The 20,175-nt window shown below is 50.9% G+C and carries 18 protein-coding genes, 1 pseudogene and 1 other annotated feature; of the genes and pseudogenes, 17 read left to right on the top strand and 2 right to left on the bottom strand.

All coding sequences use genetic code 11. The features are described from left to right. Positions 1–28: 28 nt before the first annotated feature. The 7 genes and pseudogenes from cmoA (at position 29) to N8M53_RS08725 (ending at position 6,998) form a co-directional block, all read left to right on the top strand. Positions 29–757, top strand: a complete 729-nt coding sequence (gene cmoA, locus N8M53_RS08695) for a carboxy-S-adenosyl-L-methionine synthase CmoA (protein ID WP_269578490.1) — start codon at positions 29–31, stop codon at positions 755–757. A gap of 27 nt (positions 758–784) precedes the next feature. Continuing rightward, the gene (gene cmoB / locus N8M53_RS08700) at positions 785–1,756 is read left to right on the top strand and encodes a tRNA 5-methoxyuridine(34)/uridine 5-oxyacetic acid(34) synthase CmoB (protein ID WP_269578491.1); all 972 of its coding nucleotides are present in this window, start codon (positions 785–787) and stop codon (positions 1,754–1,756) included. Positions 1,757–2,098: 342 nt separating this feature from the next. Further along, positions 2,099–2,887, top strand: coding sequence for an ATP-dependent zinc protease (locus tag N8M53_RS08705; protein WP_077600659.1), 789 nt, complete (start codon positions 2,099–2,101; stop codon positions 2,885–2,887). A gap of 9 nt (positions 2,888–2,896) precedes the next feature. Then, a pseudogene (locus N8M53_RS08710) lies at positions 2,897–4,399 on the top strand (inactive transglutaminase family protein); the annotation flags it as partial. Positions 4,400–4,445: 46 nt separating this feature from the next. Further along, positions 4,446–5,453: an alpha-L-glutamate ligase-like protein gene (locus N8M53_RS08715; RefSeq protein ID WP_269580016.1), complete on the top strand. Its 1,008-nt coding sequence runs from the start codon at positions 4,446–4,448 to the stop codon at positions 5,451–5,453. 126 nt (positions 5,454–5,579) lie between these two features. Next, on the top strand, positions 5,580–6,092 hold the full coding sequence (locus N8M53_RS08720; protein WP_269578492.1) for a VC2046/SO_2500 family protein: 513 nt from the start codon (positions 5,580–5,582) through the stop codon (positions 6,090–6,092). Between the two features lie 258 nt (positions 6,093–6,350). After that, positions 6,351–6,998: an SDR family NAD(P)-dependent oxidoreductase gene (locus tag N8M53_RS08725; RefSeq protein ID WP_269578493.1), complete on the top strand. Its 648-nt coding sequence runs from the start codon at positions 6,351–6,353 to the stop codon at positions 6,996–6,998. A gap of 73 nt (positions 6,999–7,071) precedes the next feature. Here N8M53_RS08725 and adhE read toward each other — a convergent pair whose 3' ends face one another. Continuing rightward, complete coding sequence (adhE, locus tag N8M53_RS08730) at positions 7,072–9,783, bottom strand: bifunctional acetaldehyde-CoA/alcohol dehydrogenase (RefSeq protein ID WP_269578494.1); 2,712 nt, start codon at positions 9,781–9,783, stop codon at positions 7,072–7,074. Positions 9,784–10,363: 580 nt separating this feature from the next. Between adhE and N8M53_RS08735 the strand changes: the two genes are divergently transcribed. Together N8M53_RS08735 and N8M53_RS08740 are read left to right on the top strand one after the other, a co-directional pair. After that, positions 10,364–11,002 carry a YchE family NAAT transporter gene (locus N8M53_RS08735; RefSeq protein WP_077599202.1) on the top strand — a complete coding sequence of 213 codons (639 nt, stop codon included), beginning with the start codon at positions 10,364–10,366 and terminating at the stop codon, positions 11,000–11,002. Positions 11,003–11,111: 109 nt separating this feature from the next. After that, on the top strand, positions 11,112–11,960 hold the full coding sequence (locus tag N8M53_RS08740) for an ion transporter (protein ID WP_269578495.1): 849 nt from the start codon (positions 11,112–11,114) through the stop codon (positions 11,958–11,960). Positions 11,961–12,079: 119 nt separating this feature from the next. On the opposite strand, the gene cysS is transcribed toward N8M53_RS08740, so the two are convergent. Beyond that, positions 12,080–13,480: a cysteine--tRNA ligase gene (gene cysS, locus N8M53_RS08745; RefSeq protein ID WP_269578496.1), complete on the bottom strand. Its 1,401-nt coding sequence runs from the start codon at positions 13,478–13,480 to the stop codon at positions 12,080–12,082. A gap of 286 nt (positions 13,481–13,766) precedes the next feature. Here cysS and N8M53_RS08750 point away from each other — a divergent pair, with 286 nt between their 5' ends. The 8 genes from N8M53_RS08750 to hisC all read left to right on the top strand — a co-directional run bounded on the left by N8M53_RS08750 (position 13,767) and on the right by hisC (position 20,166). Beyond that, positions 13,767–14,291, top strand: a complete 525-nt coding sequence (locus N8M53_RS08750) for a MarR family winged helix-turn-helix transcriptional regulator (RefSeq protein ID WP_269578497.1) — start codon at positions 13,767–13,769, stop codon at positions 14,289–14,291. Between the two features lie 142 nt (positions 14,292–14,433). Further along, positions 14,434–14,931 (top strand): peptidylprolyl isomerase, encoded by a 498-nt coding sequence (locus tag N8M53_RS08755; RefSeq protein ID WP_046075345.1) that lies wholly within the window; start codon positions 14,434–14,436, stop codon positions 14,929–14,931. Between the two features lie 82 nt (positions 14,932–15,013). Further along, positions 15,014–15,745, top strand: coding sequence for a UDP-2,3-diacylglucosamine diphosphatase (gene lpxH / locus N8M53_RS08760; RefSeq protein ID WP_269578498.1), 732 nt, complete (start codon positions 15,014–15,016; stop codon positions 15,743–15,745). A gap of 32 nt (positions 15,746–15,777) precedes the next feature. Beyond that, entirely contained in the window at positions 15,778–16,254 is a 477-nt protein-coding gene (locus N8M53_RS08765) for a YchJ family metal-binding protein (RefSeq protein WP_269578499.1), read from the top strand. Between the two features lie 94 nt (positions 16,255–16,348). Beyond that, positions 16,349–16,552, top strand: a complete 204-nt coding sequence (locus N8M53_RS08770) for a hypothetical protein (protein WP_269578500.1) — start codon at positions 16,349–16,351, stop codon at positions 16,550–16,552. Positions 16,553–16,718: 166 nt separating this feature from the next. Then, positions 16,719–16,857 (top strand) — a sequence feature (His leader region). 34 nt (positions 16,858–16,891) lie between these two features. Next, positions 16,892–17,788, top strand: coding sequence for an ATP phosphoribosyltransferase (gene hisG / locus N8M53_RS08775; protein WP_069361215.1), 897 nt, complete (start codon positions 16,892–16,894; stop codon positions 17,786–17,788). 6 nt (positions 17,789–17,794) lie between these two features. Beyond that, complete coding sequence (gene hisD, locus N8M53_RS08780; RefSeq protein WP_269578501.1) at positions 17,795–19,111, top strand: histidinol dehydrogenase; 1,317 nt, start codon at positions 17,795–17,797, stop codon at positions 19,109–19,111. 2 nt (positions 19,112–19,113) lie between these two features. Next, positions 19,114–20,166: a histidinol-phosphate transaminase gene (hisC, locus tag N8M53_RS08785; RefSeq protein ID WP_269580017.1), complete on the top strand. Its 1,053-nt coding sequence runs from the start codon at positions 19,114–19,116 to the stop codon at positions 20,164–20,166. The last annotated feature ends 9 nt before the right edge of the window (positions 20,167–20,175 follow it).

Raw genomic sequence — 20,175 nt, forward strand, 5'->3', positions numbered from 1 at the left:
CCAGCTTGGCTGATGTGTAGGGGCTTACATGGCTAATCAGGATAAAATTTTCGCTGCGCCTATCGAAAAAATGGGCGATTTCACCTTCGATGAGAATGTCGCCGAAGTGTTCCCGGATATGATCCAGCGCTCCGTGCCGGGTTACAGCAATATTATTTCGGCCATCGGCATGCTGGCCAAGCGTTTTGCCACCGCTGACAGTCACATTTACGATCTGGGCTGCTCATTAGGCGCAGCCACTTTATCGATGCGCCGCCATATCCCTCATGACAGTTGCAAAATCATCGCGGTGGATAACTCACAAGCCATGGTTGAGCGTTGCCGCCTACATGTTAATGCGTATCGCGGCGCCGCCGATGTTGAGGTGCGTGAGGCTGACATTCGCGATGTCGAGATAACCAATGCGTCGATGGTAGTGCTTAATTTTACCCTACAGTTTTTAAGCCCTGATGACCGCCAAGCCCTACTCACTCGCATTTACCAAGGCTTAAAACCTGGCGGGATCCTGATTTTATCCGAGAAGTATCGCTTTGAAGATGACACCGCCAATGAGTTACTCATCGACTTACACCACGACTTTAAGCGCGCCAATGGCTATAGCGAGCTTGAGATCAGCCAAAAGCGCAGTGCACTTGAGAATGTGATGCGCCCAGACAGTATTGCCACCCACCAAGCGCGACTTAATGCCATTGGCTTTAGCAGCGTCGCTATGTGGTTCCAGTGTTTTAATTTTGGTTCAATGCTGGCGATTAAGTAAGACCAACCTGACAGTACGAGTAATCTGATGTTTGATTTTTCCGATTTTTATCAGCTGATTGCTAAAAACCGCCTGAGTCATTGGCTCGAGGTGTTGCCAGCGCAATTAGCTGACTGGCAAAACCAGCCCCATGGCGATATGCCTAAGTGGATAAAAGTGCTGCACAAGATCCCAACCACCGCGCCCGAGACGGTTGAACTGAAAGACGCGGTGCGTATTGGTGATGACGGTAGCTTGCCTGATGGCGAGCGCAAAAAATTAGAAAACTTATTGCGCACCTTGCACCCTTGGCGTAAAGGCCCGTACCAGGTACACGGCATTGATATTGATACCGAATGGCGCTCAGATTGGAAGTGGGATCGCGTACTCCCGCATATCTCGCCGCTAAAAGGGCGGTATGTGCTTGATGTCGGTTGCGGCAATGGCTACCACATGTGGCGCATGTTGGGCGAAGAAGCCGCACTGACAGTGGGCATTGACCCGTCCGAGCTCTTTTTGATGCAATTCGATGCCATTCGTCGCTTGATGGGCAACGATCAGCGTGCGCACCTGTTACCTTTAGGGATTGAAAAACTGCCAGCGCTGCGCGCATTCGACACCGTGTTCAGCATGGGTGTGTTGTATCACCGCCGCTCTCCTCTCGATCATCTGATGCAACTCAAAGATCAGTTGCGTAAAGATGGCGAGCTGGTGCTGGAAACCTTGGTAATCGATGGTGATGAAAACGCGGTGTTGGTGCCAACCAGTCGCTATGCACAAATGCGCAACGTCTACTTTTTCCCGTCCGCGCGTGCGTTAAAAGTTTGGCTAGAAAAAGTAGGATTTGTCGATGTGCATATTGTCGACGAGTGCGTCACCACCACGGATGAGCAGCGCAGTACCGAATGGATGACCCATAACTCGCTGCCTGAGTACCTCAACCCAGATGACCCCGCGCAAACCATCGAAGGGTATCCGGCCCCTAAACGCGCTATCTTAGTGGCTCGTAACCCAGACTAACTTGCTGGGTCTGAAAACAACACCACCGCCAGTCATCCTCCGATTGGCGGCGGGGTTGAAGTATCTTTACCTGGCACCCACCCCGCCCTGACGTTACGCTCGCAATCGCGATGCTTGTATTGAGCGCTGCGTTTTATTTCACCGCTTGAGTGCTTGTTTGCTAACGGCTTTGCTTTATTACCGTCGATTAAATCAGCATTTAGTCAATTCTGACTAACATTTGACAGAGTCCCCCTACCCATCTTTGTCGCATCCTTTAGAATTTGCTCTCGCCGTCGCCATCAGGGCGCTACTGCCTGTGACATGGCTAGCCGCAATCCTTCTTATGCTGTGGAGATTTAGATGCTATTTCGTTGCTCACTGATCAGTGCGCTTTTACTTACGGTGTCCGGCTGCACATTGACCTCGCAGCACCAACATCAAGAAACGCTCAACAAATTTGATAACCTGGCAGCCCAAAGCCAGCAACAACAGCAAGCGCTCACCGAGACCTTCACTCAGCATGGCACAGCACTCAACCAGTTGTCTGATAAAGTCACGGCACTTGAGAGCCAGCTGTCGGTCATCCAACGCACGCAGGCCAAACTGTACGCTAACGTGGCAACCGACACCGCTGATGTAAAGGTGAAAGAAAAAGTGGTGAGAGTCCCGGTTAACGACGGCAAGGTTATTCTCGGTGGACGCGAGTTTGTCTGGTTTGATGCGGTCGAAAACACCTTTCAATCCCGTGTTGACACCGGTGCCGAAACCTCTTCACTCAATGCGGTTGATATCCAAGAGTTTGAGCGTGATGGCGACACCTGGGTCAAATTCAACGTCAACCATAGCGAAAACAATGATCAGCCAGTGATCATGGAAATGCCGGTGAAACGCTGGGTGCGCATCCGTCAGTCATCGAGCGATAGCACCGAGCGTCGCCCGGTGGTAGAAGCCTGGATCCGCGTCGGTAACATCCATGAAAAAACCGAATTCACCCTAGCCGATCGCACCAACATGGAATACCCAGTGCTGCTCGGCCGCGAATTTTTTAAAGACTTGGCGGTGGTTGATGTCAGCCAAGTGCACATTCACCCGCAATATCAGCCGGACACGCCAACGGAACCAGGCGATGACGACGCCCCCAACAAATAGGTAATCGATATGGTTTCACGGGTTCCTTTTTATTTTTTGATTGGCTTTTTGGTCGTGGCTGGCATCGCACTCAGTGCCTACCGTCATTTTGTCTATGGCGTGCCATGGCTGGCGGATGAAACGCGCCAAGTGTGGCAAATCGAGGCAAGAATCAATTTTGATGCCACCAACGGGCCGGTCAAAGTCAGTTTGGCTGCACCAGATAGCCAACCCGGTCTGACACTGATTGATGAAAGCACCTCATCAGCAGGCTACGGGTTTTCTTTACTCGATACAGAGCATGGCCGCCAAGGACAGTGGTCGGCACGCCATGCCAGTGGTGAACAAACCCTTTATTTTAAAAACCAGATGCTGGTCGATGACAGCGCGCGCTACACCATGACCCCTCCAGAGGATCAGGTGGTGGCGACCCCTGTCATGGATAATGCGGCTAAAAATGCCGCACTCGCGCTGCTTGACCGTGCTCGTGCTCGCTCTGCCGATAACATTACCCTGACCCGCGAGTTGATCAAGCAGCTTAATAGCCCTGATAGTCAAAACGCGGCCCTGCTGCTCAATACGCTGGATAAACCCGACGCCTTGCGCAAAACCCTGGCCCTTGAAGATATTCACGCGCGCGTGGTAGGCGGTTTAGAGCTTGAGGATGGCCGGCGCCGGCAAAGCATTTCTCCCATGCTGCAAGTATGGCAAGACAGCCGCTGGCACTTGTTTGACTTGGTGAGCGGCCAAAATGGCCATCACGATAACATCTTGCTTTGGAACCAACATGGTGGGCCCCTGTTAGAAGTGATCGGTGGCGAGCATAGTCAGGTGCACTTTTCTATTATCTCGCAAGATATCAGTCCGCAACAGGCAACGTCCGCCAAAGTCTCCGCTGACGATTTGCTCAACTTCTCGATTCATAGCTTACCCATCGAAGAGCAGGCGATGTTCAAAACCATCATGCTGATCCCGATTGGTGCGCTCATCGTGGTGTTCTTGCGAGTGATTGTGGGGCTCAAAACCTCTGGCACCTTTATGCCAGTGCTCATTGCGGTTGCCTTTGTCCAGACCCAGCTCATTACCGGTATTGTTGGTTTTGTGCTGATTGTTGGCACGGGGCTGGTGATCAGAAGCTACTTATCCCGACTCAATTTACTCTTGGTAGCACGAATATCGGCAGTGATTATCACCGTTATTCTGATTATTTCCGTCTTTAGCGTGATTGCCTTCCATATTGGTTTAATGGAAGGACTCACCATTACCTTCTTCCCGATGATCATTTTGTCGTGGACCATCGAGCGAATGTCGATTTTGTGGGAAGAAGAAGGGGCAAAGGAAGTGGTCATTCAAGGCGGTGGCTCACTGCTGACTGCGGTGTTGGTGTATTTAGCGATGACCAATGATCTGATTCGCCATCTCACCTTTAATTTTATTGGCCTGCAGTTGGTGATCCTCGCCCTAATCTTGCTTCTGGGTAATTACACGGGCTATCGCTTGTCGGAGCTCAAGCGCTTTCGTCCCTTAGCAGAGCCAAGTGACAAACCGCTCGGGTTGGCACCAACGTCGGGAGGGGATGATGCGCGCACTTCTCGATAAATTAGCCTCCCCGTTTCGGCTCAACCAAGCGGGGATCATGGGCATGAACCAACGCAACATACGCTATATCGGTCGTTACAATGACCGGCGTTTGTACCCGCTGGTTGATGACAAACTACAAACCAAACTCATCGCCCAACAAGCCGGTGCCACGGTGCCTGAGCTGATTGGCGTGATTGACAGCCAAGCAGATGTCAAACGCATCCACGCTATGGTCGCCAACTGGCCTGGTTTTGTGATTAAGCCTGCACAGGGCTCTGGCGGAAAAGGCATCTTAGTCGTGACAAAAAACCACCAAGGTGTCTATACCAAAGCTTCGGGGAAAGCGGTCAGCCATAATGATGTGGAGCGCCATATCACCAATACCTTGGCAGGCCTGTTTTCGCTCGGAGGTAAAGCCGATGTGGCGGTGGTCGAAAACTTGATTGCGTTTGATGATAGTTTTCAAGGCTTCAGTTACGAGGGCGTGCCCGACATTCGGGTGATTGTCTTTCAAGGTTATCCCGTGATGGCGATGATGCGCTTATCGACATCGGCGTCTGATGGCAAAGCTAACTTACACCAAGGTGCCGTCGGTGTTGGCTTAGACATTGCTACAGGTAAAGCATTGAAAGCGGTGCAGTTTAATCGCCCTATTACCCACCACCCCGATACTCACCAAGATCTCTATACCCTGAAAGTGCCTCACTGGCAGCAGCTGCTTACCCTCGCCGCCAGCGCGTGGGAGATGACAGACTTGGGTTATATGGGTACCGATATGGTTTTGGATAAAGAAAAAGGTCCGATGGTGTTGGAGCTCAATGCCCGCCCAGGCCTCGCCATTCAAATCGCTAACGGCTGTGGCCTATTGCCTCGCCTTGATCTGATTGAATCACTGCCGCCTTGTCGCTACCCACCTCTACCGGAAGACCGGGTGGCGTTTTCAATGCAACATTTTGCTGGCCAAAGCACGCGCTCCTTGCAGCCTCGGCTCGCCCAAGCAGGCTAATGTGCCGTAGAGCACAAGGCCGCATAGGTACGCGTAGGATAAAATAAAAAACGTTAAAGTTTTACCCTCGCTGCCGATACCCTAGTTATCACTATTATCGACCACGTCATAACTAGGGTAACCACAGTGACAGTTCATACCATCGACAAAGCGCAGCTAATTAGCGACGTTCAGTTTGGGGACAACCTAAACCATGCGGTGGTACAAGGCCGTCGTTCCGACTTTGCCCTGATGGTGGCCTTACTGTCGGGTGATGCCAACGAGTCAACCCCGCTGACTCCCGTCGATAAGCCAGTCAGCAATGACCAGGTGCTCCGCCAGCAGTTCCAGCTGGCTGAGCCGCAACCTTTGGCCGCGAGCAATGAGCAAGACTATTTGCGTGCCGGCGCACAAGCCGATGCCTTTCACCGCGGCGGACTGGCAAGTGCTAACCTCCGCTTCCAGCTCGCCCCCGCGGCAATGCACTACCCTCCTCAAGGCACACATGGGTTTGATGAGGCGGTCTATCATAATTTATCAGGCCACGAGCGCCGTCATTTAGCGGATACAGAGCCCAAGCGCCCTGCTTACAACCCGGCCACTTTGTACGAAAAGCTCACCACCTCGCATTGCTTCGATAAAATGCGTGTGAGCGCATAATGCGTCAGATCGCAAGTCGATCTTGATGACATTTATTGATCCTTTATCAAACTGTGATCCTCTATAGATTCCCGATAATCTTTTTGCCATTCCACCGGACGTTTTGAGTCTTTTTTTCGCAGTCCTCGTATTTATGGTCCAGTATTACACTCCCATGCTTGGATAAGGTGTGAGTAAGCTGTCACTTTCACGTGGTTTGCTTGGGTAAATAAACGCATCAGGCTGATTTAATAGGCTGATAAGGTTGAGGAAAGTCTCATGAAGATCGATAGCGCAGTGGTCGTCATTACCGCAGGGGGCTCACCGTCTGGACGAGCCATGGCTGAACACTTTTGCTCACTGGGCGCAAACGTGGTTTTACTCGATACCGAGTGGCCAGCACTGCGTTTAAGTGCCGATCAATGTCGCGCCTACTCAGGTAGTGTCCAACCGATTTGCTTGGCCAACAATGAGCCTGATTCAATTCGCGATGCGTTCACGCAAGTTACTCAGCTTTTTGGTGGGATTGATGTACTGATCAATCACTGGCAAGGCGATATTCTGCCTAAGCTTTTTGACAGCAATAATCAATGGGACACCCCAAAAACACTCAGCGATACCACCTCAAAATATTTTCTGGTGGTTCAGCGTGCGGCTGAATGCATGCAGCAACGCGGCACACCTGGAGTAATCATCAATGTCGCTGGAACCCACCTCACGCCTGACACCGTTGCCAATGCCATGATTGGTGGCTTAACTCAACGATGGGCCAAAGAGCTATCAGCGCTTAAGATCCGCGTGGGCGGTATCGTTCCACGCCATCGCCACCAGGCGAGTAGCGGTATGGATGATGAATTTATTCGCAATGCCGAATACATCGTGTCCAACGATTCTTTCAACGGCCGGTTACTAGAGGCGAGTGGGTAGCGGGTCAGATCTCTCAAATACAAAAAGACCCGCCGGAGCGGGTCTTTATCGTTAAGCAGTTACCTAGGTTAAATTAGGCGTCTGCTTTTTCGTCTTTCTTCTCAGCTTTCGCCGCTTTAGTTGGCGCCGCTGCAGGTTGGTCGGCTTTCTTTTTGATTACCGTAGTGCCTTCGAAGGTTTCACCCTCTACGTAAGGCTTACCGTAGTAAGACGCGACCAGCACTTCTTTCAGCTCTTTAATCAGTGGGTAGCGTGGGTTCGCGCCAGTACATTGGTCGTCAAACGCTTCTTCCGCAAGCTCATCCAGTTTCGCCATGAAGTCCGCTTCTGGTACACCGGCTGCCTGAATAGAGACAGGGATATCCAATTTCAGCTTCATTTCTTCAAGCCATGCTAGCAAACGCTCAATCTTCTGCGCCGTACGGTCGCCATCTTGCGCCAGACCAAGATGGTCAGCAATTTCTGCATAGCGACGACGTGCTTGTGGGCGGTCGTACTGCGAGAAAGCGGTTTGCTTAGTCGGGTTATCGTTAGCGTTGAAACGTACCACGTTGGAAATCAGCAATGCGTTCGCCAAGCCGTGTGGCAAGTGGAACTCAGCACCGATTTTGTGCGCCATTGAGTGACACACACCCAAGAAGGCGTTAGCAAACGCGACACCGGCAATGGTGGCACCATTGTGCACTTTCTCACGTGCAATTGGGTCGTTCGCACCGTGTGCATAGCTCGCTGGCAGATAGTCTTTCAGCAGTTTCAGCGCTTGCAGTGCTTGTCCTTCTGAATACTCGTTAGAAAGAATAGACACATAAGCTTCCAATGCGTGGGTAATCGCATCGTAACCACCAAAGGCTGTCAGAGACTTCGGCATGTTCATCACCAAGTTGGCATCAACAATCGCCATCTGTGGTGTCAGCTCGTAGTCGGCCAGTGGGTATTTCGCCCCAGTTTCGTCGTCGGTGACAACCGCAAATGGCGTTACTTCTGAACCGGTACCTGATGTGGTTGTCACACAAACCAATTCGGCCTTTTTACCCATTTTCGGGAACTTGTAGATACGTTTACGGATGTCCATAAAGCGCATTGCAAGCTCTTCAAAGGCGGTTTGCGGATGCTCATACATCACCCACATGATTTTCGCTGCGTCCATTGGTGAACCACCACCAAGGGCAATAATCACGTCTGGCTGGAAGCTCTTCATCGCTTCCGCGCCTTTGCGCACGACGCTTAACGTTGGATCCGCTTCTACTTCGAAGAAGGTGTTCACATCCATACCTTGCGCTTTAAGCATTGACTCAATTTGCTCTGAGTAACCGTTGTTAAACAGGAAGCGGTCAGTCACGATCATTGCGCGTTTCTTGTCTTCCAAGTCACTCAGTGCGATTGGCAAGCTGCCGCGACGGAAGTAGATAGATTTTGGTAGTTTGTGCCACAGCATATTCTCAGCTCGCTTCGCAACAGTTTTCTTGTTCATCAGGTGTTTAGGCCCAACGTTCTCAGAAATTGAGTTACCACCCCATGAGCCACAGCCCAATGTCAGTGACGGTGCAACGTTGAAGTTATACAAGTCACCGATACCGCCGTGCGTGGTTGGAATATTGACTAGGATACGAGCCGTTTTCAGGCGGTCACCGAAGTACTTGATACGGTCTTGGTTAACGTCTTGGTTGGTGTATAAACCAGACGTGTGGCCGATACCGCCCATTTCCACCATTTTGCATGCCATATCGACAGCGTGCTCGAAGCTCTTGGCACGGAACATACCCAAGGTTGGAGACAGTTTTTCGTGCGCAAACTCTTCTTCAATGCTGATTTCTAGGCCTTCACCAATCAAGATTTTAGTGTCTGATGGCACGCTTACACCGGCCATGTCGGCAATCTTAGTGGCAGGTTGACCCACGATATCCGCGTTTAGGTTACCGTTAATCAAGATAACTTTACGGACTTTGTCCGCTTCAGCTTTACTCAGAACGTAAGCCTTGTGAGAAGCAAAACGCTCTTTGACTTCGTCGTAGACTTCGTCCATCACGATAACCGCTTGCTCTGACGCACACACGACACCGTTATCGAAGGTTTTGGACATCAGCACAGACGCAACAGCACGTTTAATGTCAGCGGTTTCGTCGATAACCACAGGGACGTTACCTGCACCAACACCAATGGCTGGTTTACCTGATGAATAAGCGGCTTTCACCATGCCGGGGCCACCAGTTGCGAGAATCAGGTTAATGTCGTCGTGCTTCATCAGTGCGTTAGAAAGCTCAACCGAGGGTTGGTCAATCCAGCCGATAATGTCTTTTGGTGCGCCCGCAGCCACGGCGGCATCAAGAACCAGTTTCGCCGCATCATTGGTAGAGTTTTTCGCACGTGGGTGTGGCGAGAAGATAATACCGTTACGCGTTTTCAGTGAGATCAGTGATTTGAAAATCGCAGTAGACGTTGGGTTAGTGGTTGGCACGATACCGCAGATAAGGCCAACAGGTTCGGCGATAGTCATGGTGCCGAATTCGTCATTCTCTTCCAGAATGCCGCAGGTTTTGTCGTCTTTGTATTTGTTGTAGATGAACTCAGAGGCGAAGTGGTTTTTGATAACCTTGTCTTCGAGGATACCCATGCCCGACTCTTCAACCGCTTGTTTCGCCAGTGGGATACGCGCGTTGTTTGCAGCCAGTGATGCGGCACGGAAGATCTTATCTACTTGCTCCTGTGAATAGGTCGCAAATTCTTTTTGTGCCTTTTTGACACGCTCAACCATCGCGTTGAGTTCAGCAATATTAGTGACAGGCATAGTCGTCTCCTGGTTCATATTTGAAAATCATTTAGTAATTGCTTGCCGCAGCGTCTTTGCTTACTAAGCCATGTTTATCTTTGGTTAGTGTCGCTATTCGGTGCGTGACATTTAGTAAATAACTTTCAAAACTGAGTATAAGTTTTCACAGCGTGAGTAACTTGATCTCGATCAGTTGTTATCAAATCAACCGCAATAAACTTTACGCTTAACCCCCACAGTTACTGGGTTTAATATTTTTGTAGCACAGAATATATGTGTCTAAAATTTTCATCATAGTAACATATGGTTTACACAATAAGACACGTCTACACGTCGATACTGTATGTAAATTTCAACAAAACGCCCGAAGACGGTTGTTTATGTCCACGACACCGACCCTCAGTATAGTTTGCCGTGCGAAACTTGCATGGCGACAACTTGTTTGCATTGGCCATCTTCAGTTGGTTCAAAACGTGCAACCATTGCATGCAGAAAATACATGGCTGAGTGGTTGGTTTTTAAACTGATATCGCTATACTGGCGCCATTGATTAAACCCGAGAGAAACTGGACTTCCTCACAGCATTACGAGAGTCAACATGGCCGCTTTTGACACCATGATTTTTGTGCAGTTTTTTGTCGGGCTTTTTGCCGCTGTTAACCCTATCGGTATCATGCCCGTTTTTGTCACCCTCACCGTACATCTTGATAAGCAAGAACGAAACCGTACGGCATATACCGCCGCCATCGCGGTGGCGGTGATCTTGATTGTTTCCCTGCTTGCCGGTCAGATGTTGCTGGATTTATTCAGTATCTCACTCGACTCTTTTAGGGTGGCCGGTGGCATGTTGCTGCTCAGTATCGCTTTTACCATGATGAACGGTAAGTTGGGGGAAGGTAAGCAAAACAAACAGGAACAATCCGAGACCATTAGCCGCGAACAAGTGGGCGTGGTACCGCTGGCGATGCCGCTGCTCGCGGGGCCAGGTGCGATCAGCTCAACCATTGTGTATGGCTCTCAATATCCCGCTACATGGAGTACGATTACACTCATCACCACCCTAGTGCTGTTCTCCGCGGGGATTTGGGGATTATTTAAAGTCGGCCCTGCAGTGGTGAAATTTTTAGGCCAAACGGGTATCAACGTTATTACGCGGATAATGGGCCTGATCCTTGGTTCCCTCGGGATTGAGTTTATCGCCTCTGGCATGCGCGCTTTATTCCCTGGCCTTAACTGAACGCGCAGTAAGATCCCTCAGCGCGTAGAGATTACAAACCGGCACGCAGGCAGTTGCAGTGCCGGTTTTTTTCGGCTCAACAACGGAAAGTATTTAGCAAGGTAAGCGAATGAATAAGTCACAAAGCCGTCTTCAACATTACCTATACACCACCATCTTTGGCACCGAGACGAAGCACGGGAAAGCGTTTGATTTGGTGCTGATTGTGATGATCTTGGCCTCGATGGTGGTGTTGATGCTGGAATCCATCGCTAGCTTTCACGCTAAATGGTCGCAATGGCTCTATTGGATTGAATGGGGCTTTACCGGCATCTTTACCATCGAGTATGTACTGCGCCTTTACTGCTCTCCGCGCCCCTCTGCTTACGCGCGTAGCTTTTATGGTGTGGTAGATTTGCTGGCTATCCTACCGACCTATATCGCGATTTTTGTCCCAGGCACCACTTACCTGATGGTGGTGCGCCTGTTGCGAGTTTTACGCATCTTTCGTGTCCTGAGGTTAATGCGTTTTTTGGAAGACTCCAACATCTTGTTACGCTCGATGATGCTATCGTCGCGAAAGGTGATGATTTTCTTTTTCTCTGTGGCAATCCTGGTCACCGTGTTCGGCGCACTTATGTACGTGATTGAAGGGCCTGAGAATGGTTTTACCAGTATTCCCTATGCAATCTATTGGGCGATCGTCACCCTCACTACGGTCGGCTATGGTGATATTGTGCCGCAAACCGATATTGGCAAGGCGCTCGCGTCTTTCACCATGTTGATGGGCTATTCGATTATTGCCGTACCTACTGGGATCATCACTGCTGAAATCGGTCAGCAGATGTCGCTGCATCGCAACTTAGTAAAATGCCCTAACTGCTCAAAAAGCGGCCATGAGTCCGACGCCTCATTTTGTAAGCATTGCGGCAGTGAGCTGCCGGAAGCCGATAAACGCGTGGTCACACCTGGGCTGTAACACCGGCTTCACGCTGAGTGGCTTGGCAGTCGCTTTGCGTGAAAGCACGAGATACCGATAACAAAAAACGGAGCTAGTCGGCTCCGTTTTTTGTGGCTTATTGATAAATAAACAGTCGCTTATTTACGGCGCCAAGTGGTGCCTTGCGGGCCGTCTTCCAGCACAATGCCCATCGCGGTAAGCGCATCACGCGCGGCATCAGCGGTGGCAAAGTCTTTGGCTTTGCGGGCATCGTTCCGTTTTTGAATGAGCGCCTCGATTTCAGCCACTTCATTATCAGCCCCTACATCGCCTTGCAAGAAGCTATCGGCATCTTGCTCGAGCAAACCAAGAATCGAGGCTAACTTGCGCATTTGCGCACCCAGTGCGGATGCCGCTGCCAAATCATCGCCACGTAAACGGTTAATCTCGCGGGCCATATCGAATAGCACCGAATAGGCTTCTGGGGTGTTGAAGTCATCGTTCATCACCGCTTCAAAGCGTGCCACGTATTCATCGCCACCAGCAGGTACGGCCTGAGTATCTAAACCGCGAAGCGAGGTGTACAGACGCTCAAGTGCTGAACGGGCTTGATTGAGGTTCTCATCGCTGTAGTTCAACTGGCTGCGATAATGACCTGAAAGCAGGAAGTAACGCACAGTTTCTGCGTCATAGTGTGCTAACACGTCACGGATGGTGAAAAAGTTCCCTAAGGATTTGGACATCTTTTCACGATCAACCATCACCATGCCGCTATGCATCCAGGTGTTAACATATGGGGTGTCATGGGCGCAGCAAGATTGGGCAATTTCGTTCTCGTGGTGCGGGAACTGCAAATCAGAGCCACCACCATGAATATCAAAATGTTCGCCCAAGATCGCAGAGTTCATTGCCGAGCACTCAATGTGCCAGCCAGGGCGGCCTGGCCCCCAAGGCGACTCCCAGGTCGGCTCGCCAGGTTTGGACATTTTCCACACCACAAAGTCGAGGGGGCTGCGCTTAGCTGTCTCAACGTCAACGCGGGCGCCTGCTTGCAGCTGGTCGAGATCTTGCTTTGACAGCTTGCCGTAATCGTCAAATTTGGCCACTTCAAACATCACATCGCCATTATCCGCGACATACGCGAAGCCACGCTCAATCAACTTTTCTACCAGAGCGATGATTTCGTCGATGTAGTCGGTCGCGCGTGGCTCGATGTCCGGACGCGCCATGTTTAAGGCGTCAAAATCTTGATACATTTCACCGATCAAACGCTCGGTCAATGCATCACAGCTCTCGCCATTTTCCGCTGCACGCTTGATGATCTTGTCATCGATATCCGTGATGTTGCGAACAAAGGTTAAATCAAAGCCCAAGTAGCGCAAGTAGCGCGCAATCATGTCAAACGAAACAAAGGTACGCCCGTGACCAATATGACAGAGATCGTAAATTGTCACCCCACACACATACATGCCAATTTTTCCCGGCGTGATGGGTTGAAAGACAGCTTTATCTCGCGTCAGTGAGTTGTAGATCTTTAACGGGGGGATTTGCGTCGACATAATTATTTGATGACTCGTTACAATAGTGACAATGAGTAAGGTGAAGCGGCTATTACACCTTTTCTACTGGCTTGACGCAAGCCTCTCACGCCCGCGATGCCCAGCAACACATCCAGACTGGGTTCACAACTTATTATTGAAACCACCCTTATTGCTTGAGCTTGTCGACAAACTTGATTTATTTTCCTGTAAAGAATCTTTATCGATAAGTATTTATTGGGCAAACTGGCCCTCAGACTGATTGGCACTGACCGATCTTATTGAGACTAACCGATGTGGCAGAATCATGACTGATAACGCAACCCCTTCCGCTCCTCAAGAAGACAAAGTTGACCTCATTTTGCGTCAATGGCACGACGAGCGCCCGGATATCGATCCCAGCCCGATGGCAATCACTGGCCGTCTCGCGCGGGTTTTGGGCAATATCAATCCCAAACTGCAGCAGGTATTTGGCCAATATAACCTTAATCCTGGCGAGTTCGATGTGCTGGCCTCACTGCGTCGTGCAGGCACACCTTACACATTAACCCCCAACCAGCTGCTCGATGCCCTGATGCTCACCTCAGGCGCGATGACCAACCGAATTGATCGCCTCGAACAGAAAGGCTTGGTGTCTCGGAGCCCGGATCCCAACGACCGCCGTGGCGTTTATGTGTCACTGACAGCGGCGGGCATGGATTTAATTGATGATGCAGTGACCGATCATACCAACAACTTACACCAGCTCTTGGCTGGCCTCACCGCCGACGAGCAAGCCGAGCTCGCGGTGTTGCTTAAAAAGTTGCTCGCGCATGTAGAGCCTGCGTCGTAATCACTTCGGCGTCGCTTAGAGGTCAGTGAAGGGGACAGGAATGATGATTAATTCCACATCCAGGGGATCTTTGCTTGATCAGCGAATACTTTCGGCTAAAATCTGTGATCCTTTTTAGCCAAGCCAATGACAGGATTACATCATGGTGACTCTTCATACCACGTTCGGTGACATCAAACTTCGCATGTTTGCAGACGAAGCACCGGCCACGGTCGAGAACTTTTTACAATACTGCCGTGACGGCTTTTACGACGGAACCCTGTTCCACCGCGTGATTGACGGCTTTATGGTCCAAGGCGGTGGCATGGCCTCTGGCATGGAAGAAAAAGCAACCCGTGCGCCGATTAAAAACGAAGCGGACAACGGTTTAAGCAACCTGACAGGCCGCTTGTCGATGGCTCGCACCATGGAACCCCATTCAGCGAGTTCACAGTTTTTTATCAATGTGAACGATAACCTGTTTCTGGATCACAAAGCTAAGACACCAGATGGCTGGGGCTACTGTGTGTTTGCCGAAGTGGTTGAGGGCATGGATGTGGTCAACAAGATCAAAGGCGTTGCCACCGGTAACTGGGGTTATGTTCACCAAGACGTGCCGGTCGAAGAAGTGTTGATCAATAGCGTGACTATTGAAGACTAAGATGACACTATCGAGCAAGGGTAGCCAAGGCTACCCTTTCTTTTTAATAGCGGCCCGTTTGTATTACTGATAAAGCCAACGCATGTCTCATACCCTCTTTATAGCCGATCTCCATTTAAGCCCAACACGGCAAGATATTACCGACTGCTTTGAGCGTTTTATGCAGGAAGAGGCGATAAACGCCGACGCCCTTTATGTGTTGGGAGATTTATTTGAGGTGTGGATTGGCGATGACGACAAAAGCCCATTCCACCAACAAATCAAAGCCGCCTTTTCTGCGGTGACGGAGCGCGGCGTGCCGGTGTATTTTATTCATGGCAATCGCGATTTTTTAATTGGTCAACGCTTTGCCAAAGAAACCGGCGTAACCCTGTTAAACGAGCTTGAGTGCATTGATTTATATGGCACCCCTACCCTTATCTTGCACGGGGATACCTTGTGCCTAGAGGATGTTGACTACCAGGCGTTTCGCCGCAAAGTCCACCAGCGCTGGTTACAGCGACTCTTTTTGTGCTTGCCGCTAACATGGCGCCGTAAGATTGCGGCCAAAATGCGCGCAGGCAGTGCCAATGCCAACCAGCAAAAGTCATCCACCATCATGGATGTGACGCCACAAGAAGTGCAGCGCCAGTTGGATAACGCGGGGGTGGTTAACATGATTCACGGCCATACTCACCGCCCTCATATTCATCAGTGGCACCAACACGGCACCGCGTACCAACGGATTGTGTTAGGCGACTGGTATGATCACGGCTCTGTCTTGATGTGTAGTGCCCAAGGGTGTGACTTACAAAGCCGCGATTTCATCAACTAATAAGCTGTTCAGCTCATCGTTAAGAGATCTTTATGCAGACTGATTTATGCCCTTGTTGCAGCAATAAAGCCTATCAAGACTGCTGCGCACCCATTCATCAAAACCCCGCCAATGCGTCTCATCCAGAGCAATTGATGCGCGCTCGTTTTAGTGCACACCCCAAAGGCTTGGTGGATTTTATTGTTGCGACCTATCACAGTGAATGTAGCGCCAGCTCGTTTCGTGAAGACATTGCCACCATGACCGAACATCAGTGGCAGTCACTCGAGGTGCTCGATCGCGAGGTGTTGCAGCAAGGTGAACTTGGCTTTGTCACCTTCAAAGCTCACTTTATTGCCGACGGTGAGCCTCAGTGCCTGTACGAGCGCTCTCGTTTTGTCAAAGAAACAATCGATGGACAGCGTCAGTGGCGATATATCGATGGTGTCTTCCCCGGTCATGTCAAAGCAGGGCGCAATGACCCCTGCCCGTGTGGCAGCGGGCGTAAATTTAAAAAGTGTTGCGGCTAGTTTCTTTCACTTTCTGATCAAGGGCTGGTTAAAAAACAATCAAGAATTATTTTCCTTGGTCGATACTGATAGTAAGACCAGAGGAGGATGAATCATGAATTGGCTCGGCAATCTCAGTCCCGTTTATCGCACACCGCATGCGCCACCCACCAAAGTATGGGCGATTCGAAAACAAGCTCATATTGAGGAGCGCAAGCAGCGCCGCTTAGATGACCCTAATGATCCTCAACATCACGCTCAGAAAGAGCATGAGGAAAACAAAAGAAAACAAGACGGTGAGCTAGATATTTACGTATAAGTTCATCGCCCAGCCGCTAGGCTATCGCCACCACAGATAAAAACGTGTGGAAAAAAATAGCGGATCATTGGTTGCAATCTAAGCTGATTTTGATAATGTCAAAAGCAGTTAAATAAAGTTCAACGTAACGACGGACGACACAAATGATTTCAGCGCTAATGACAATGCATCACCACCATCATCCTGACTAGTCTTTCGGGAGGAATGGTTTCGACTGGAAGACGAGTAAAAAGCGCTTCCGTCGGTCATTAGCCAGCTAACAGATTCAGACCCTCGGGAGCACCGTCTTCCGAGGGTTTTTTCTTTTTTAGCTTTTCATTTTTAGACAAGGAAGCACACATGCAAACACAACGCTTACGTATCGCCATCCAAAAAAAGGGCCGCCTGGCGAAAGAATGCCAAGAGCTGCTTAAACGCTGCGGGGTAAAAATCAATTACACCGGCGAACGTTTAGTGGTTCACGCCGAAAACATGCCCATCGATCTACTGCTGGTCCGTGACGATGATATCCCTGGCCTTATCATGGACGGCGTGGTTGATTTAGGGGTAATTGGCGAAAACGAACTAGAAGAAGTACGCCTTGAGCGCATCAAGCTGGGCGAGCCGAGCCAATATCAACTACTGCGCCGCCTCGACTTCGGCGGCTGTCGTCTCTCCATCGCCCTCGATAAAGACCAAAGCTATAACGGCCCACAAGATCTGGCTAACCAGCGCATTGCCACCACCTACCCCAACATCCTTAAAGCCTACATGGATAAACAAGGTGTGAGCTTTAGCACCTGTATGCTCAATGGCTCAGTCGAAGTCGCGCCTCGTGCAGGCCTCGCTGATGCGATTTGTGACCTCGTTTCAACCGGTGCCACCTTAGAAGCCAATGGCTTGAAAGAAGCCGAAGTGATTTTTCGCTCCAAAGCGGTATTGATCCAGCGTGAAGGCAGCTTCAGTGAAGAGAAAACCGCATTGATTGAGCGCCTGCTCACCCGCATGCAAGGGGTCATCCAAGCCAAAGAATCCAAATACATCATGCTCCACGCGCCCAGCGAAACCTTAGAGCAAGTGGTCGAGCTACTTCCTGGCGCGGAAGATCCCACCATTTTACCCTTGGCACATGAGAAGAGCCGTGTCGCTGTGCACCTTGTGAGCACCGAGAATCTGTTCTGGGAAACCATGGAAAAATTGAAGCAGTTGGGTGCGAGCTCAATTTTGGTCCTGCCGATTGAAAAGATGATGGAGTAAATCACGATGCGTACTGTGGTCTGGAAATCACTCGGAGAGTCACAAAAAGAAGGCTTAATGCGCCGCCCTGCAATCACAACCGGCGCCCAAACCCAAGCAAGCGTCGCGGAGATTATCGCCGATGTCCGTGAGCGGGGAGATGACAGCTTAAAAACATTGACCCAAAAGTTTGATGGTGTCGAACTGGATAGCGTCAAACTCGACAAAGCGACCTTGGCCGATGCTGAAACGCGCTTGGGAGAAGATATCAAGCTATCCCTACGCCAAGCCTACGATAACATCAGCACCTTTCACCGTGCGCAAAAAGCGCAGCCGTTGAAAGTCGAAACCATGCCAGGGGTGGTGTGTGAATCCATTACCCGCCCGATTAACCGCGTGGGGCTGTATATTCCCGGCGGCAGCGCGCCCTTGCCCTCTACCGTATTGATGCTGGGCGTGCCCGCACAAATTGCTGGCTGCCGAAAAGTGGTGCTGTGTACCCCACCACCGGTGGCTGATGAGATTTTATACTGTGCCAAACTGTGCGAGATTGATGAAATTTATACCCTTGGCGGCGCACAAGCAGTGGCGGCGATGGCCTTTGGCACCCAAAGCGTGACCAAGGTGGATAAAATTTTTGGCCCGGGTAATGCCTATGTCACCGAAGCCAAACGGCAAGTGAGCCTCGCCGCTAATGGTGCGGCCATGGATATGCCTGCTGGCCCCTCGGAAGTGTTAGTGATTGCTGATGCTGGCGCAGATCCAGACTTTGTTGCCGCTGATTTACTCAGCCAAGCGGAGCACGGCCCCGACTCGCAAGTGGTGCTGGTGACCCCCGCCCCAGAAATGGCAGAGAAAGTGGCGGATGCGGTGCAGCAGCAATTGACCACGCTCAGTCGTGCGGATATTGCCAAGCAAGCGCTGGGCAGCAGTGTGATCATTATTGCCGACACCCTCACTCAGTGCGTGTCGATTTCTAACCGTTATGGGCCAGAGCACTTGATTGTGCAAACTCAACAGCCAAGGGATTTATTGCCCCTGTTGGATAACGCTGGCTCGATTTTCTTGGGCGCATACTCGCCCGAGTCCGTGGGTGATTACGCCTCTGGCACCAATCACGTGCTCCCCACTTATGGTTATACGCGCACCTACAGCAGCCTTGGGCTGGCCGACTTTACCAAGCGCATGACAGTGCAAGAGCTTAGCGACACGGGTCTGCAAACACTGGGCCCGACAGTGATGCGCATTGCCGAAGCAGAAGGCTTGGATGCACACCGCCAAGCGGTCGAAATTCGTCTGACTAAACTACAACAAACTCAAGCCTCAGAGGACTCGTTAGCATGAGCATAGAAAAACTCGCTCGTGAGCAAGTACAAGCGCTCACCCCCTATCAGTCAGCCCGCCGCATCGGCGGTAGCGGGGATGTCTGGCTCAATGCTAACGAGTCACCCTTTGACAATGCTTACACCGTAAGCGGCCAAGGGCTCAATCGCTACTCCAGCTGCCAGCCGGCATCATTGATTAGTGCCTATGCAGACTATGCTGGCGTGGCAACGAACCAAGTCATCACCACTCGTGGCGCCGATGAAGGGATTGATTTGTTGCTGCGTGCCTTTTGCGAGCCAAACCAAGATAGCGTGCTGATTTGCCCGCCTACCTATGGCATGTATGCGGTCAGTGCAGAAAACCAAGGGATCGCCACCACCCAAGTGCCTCTCACCGCGGACTGGCAGCTAGACATGGCAGGAATTGATACCGCCTTGGAGACAGATGCCAACATCAAGCTTATCTTCGTGTGTAGTCCCAATAATCCGACCGGCAATCTCATTAACCGCGACGGCATAGAAGCGCTACTTACCCGCACTCAAGATCGCGCGATTGTGGTGCTGGATGAAGCCTATATCGAATTTAGTCCAGAAGCGACCTGCACCGACTTGCTCGCACGCTTTGATAATCTGGCCATTTTGCGCACCCTATCAAAAGCATTCGCTCTGGCGGGACTGCGTTGCGGCTTTACCCTCGCCAGTCCCGCGATTATTAGCTTGATGCTCAAGGTGATCCCGCCATATCCGGTGCCGGTCCCCGTGGCAGACATTGCCGAACAAGCGCTCTCCGAGGCCGGTTTAGCGCGGATGAAATATCAAGTTTTAGACTTAACCGCCAACCGTGCCTACCTGCAAGCCGGTCTCAGTATGCTACCCGGCGTCGAGGTGCATCCGGGCTTTGGTAATTATCTGCTCATCACGCTAGATGACGCCGGCGCAGTGTTCGCACGTTTAGGGCGTGCCGGCATGATTGTGCGTCAGACCGCCGTTGCCAACAGCTTGCGCATCAGCATTGGTAACCGTGACGAATGTGAAAAAGTGCTGGCCTTTATCCGCCAGCAACTCAGTGAATAAGGACAACCA

This window comes from Salinivibrio kushneri (assembly GCF_027286325.1).
Lineage (GTDB): Bacteria > Pseudomonadota > Gammaproteobacteria > Enterobacterales > Vibrionaceae > Salinivibrio > Salinivibrio kushneri_A.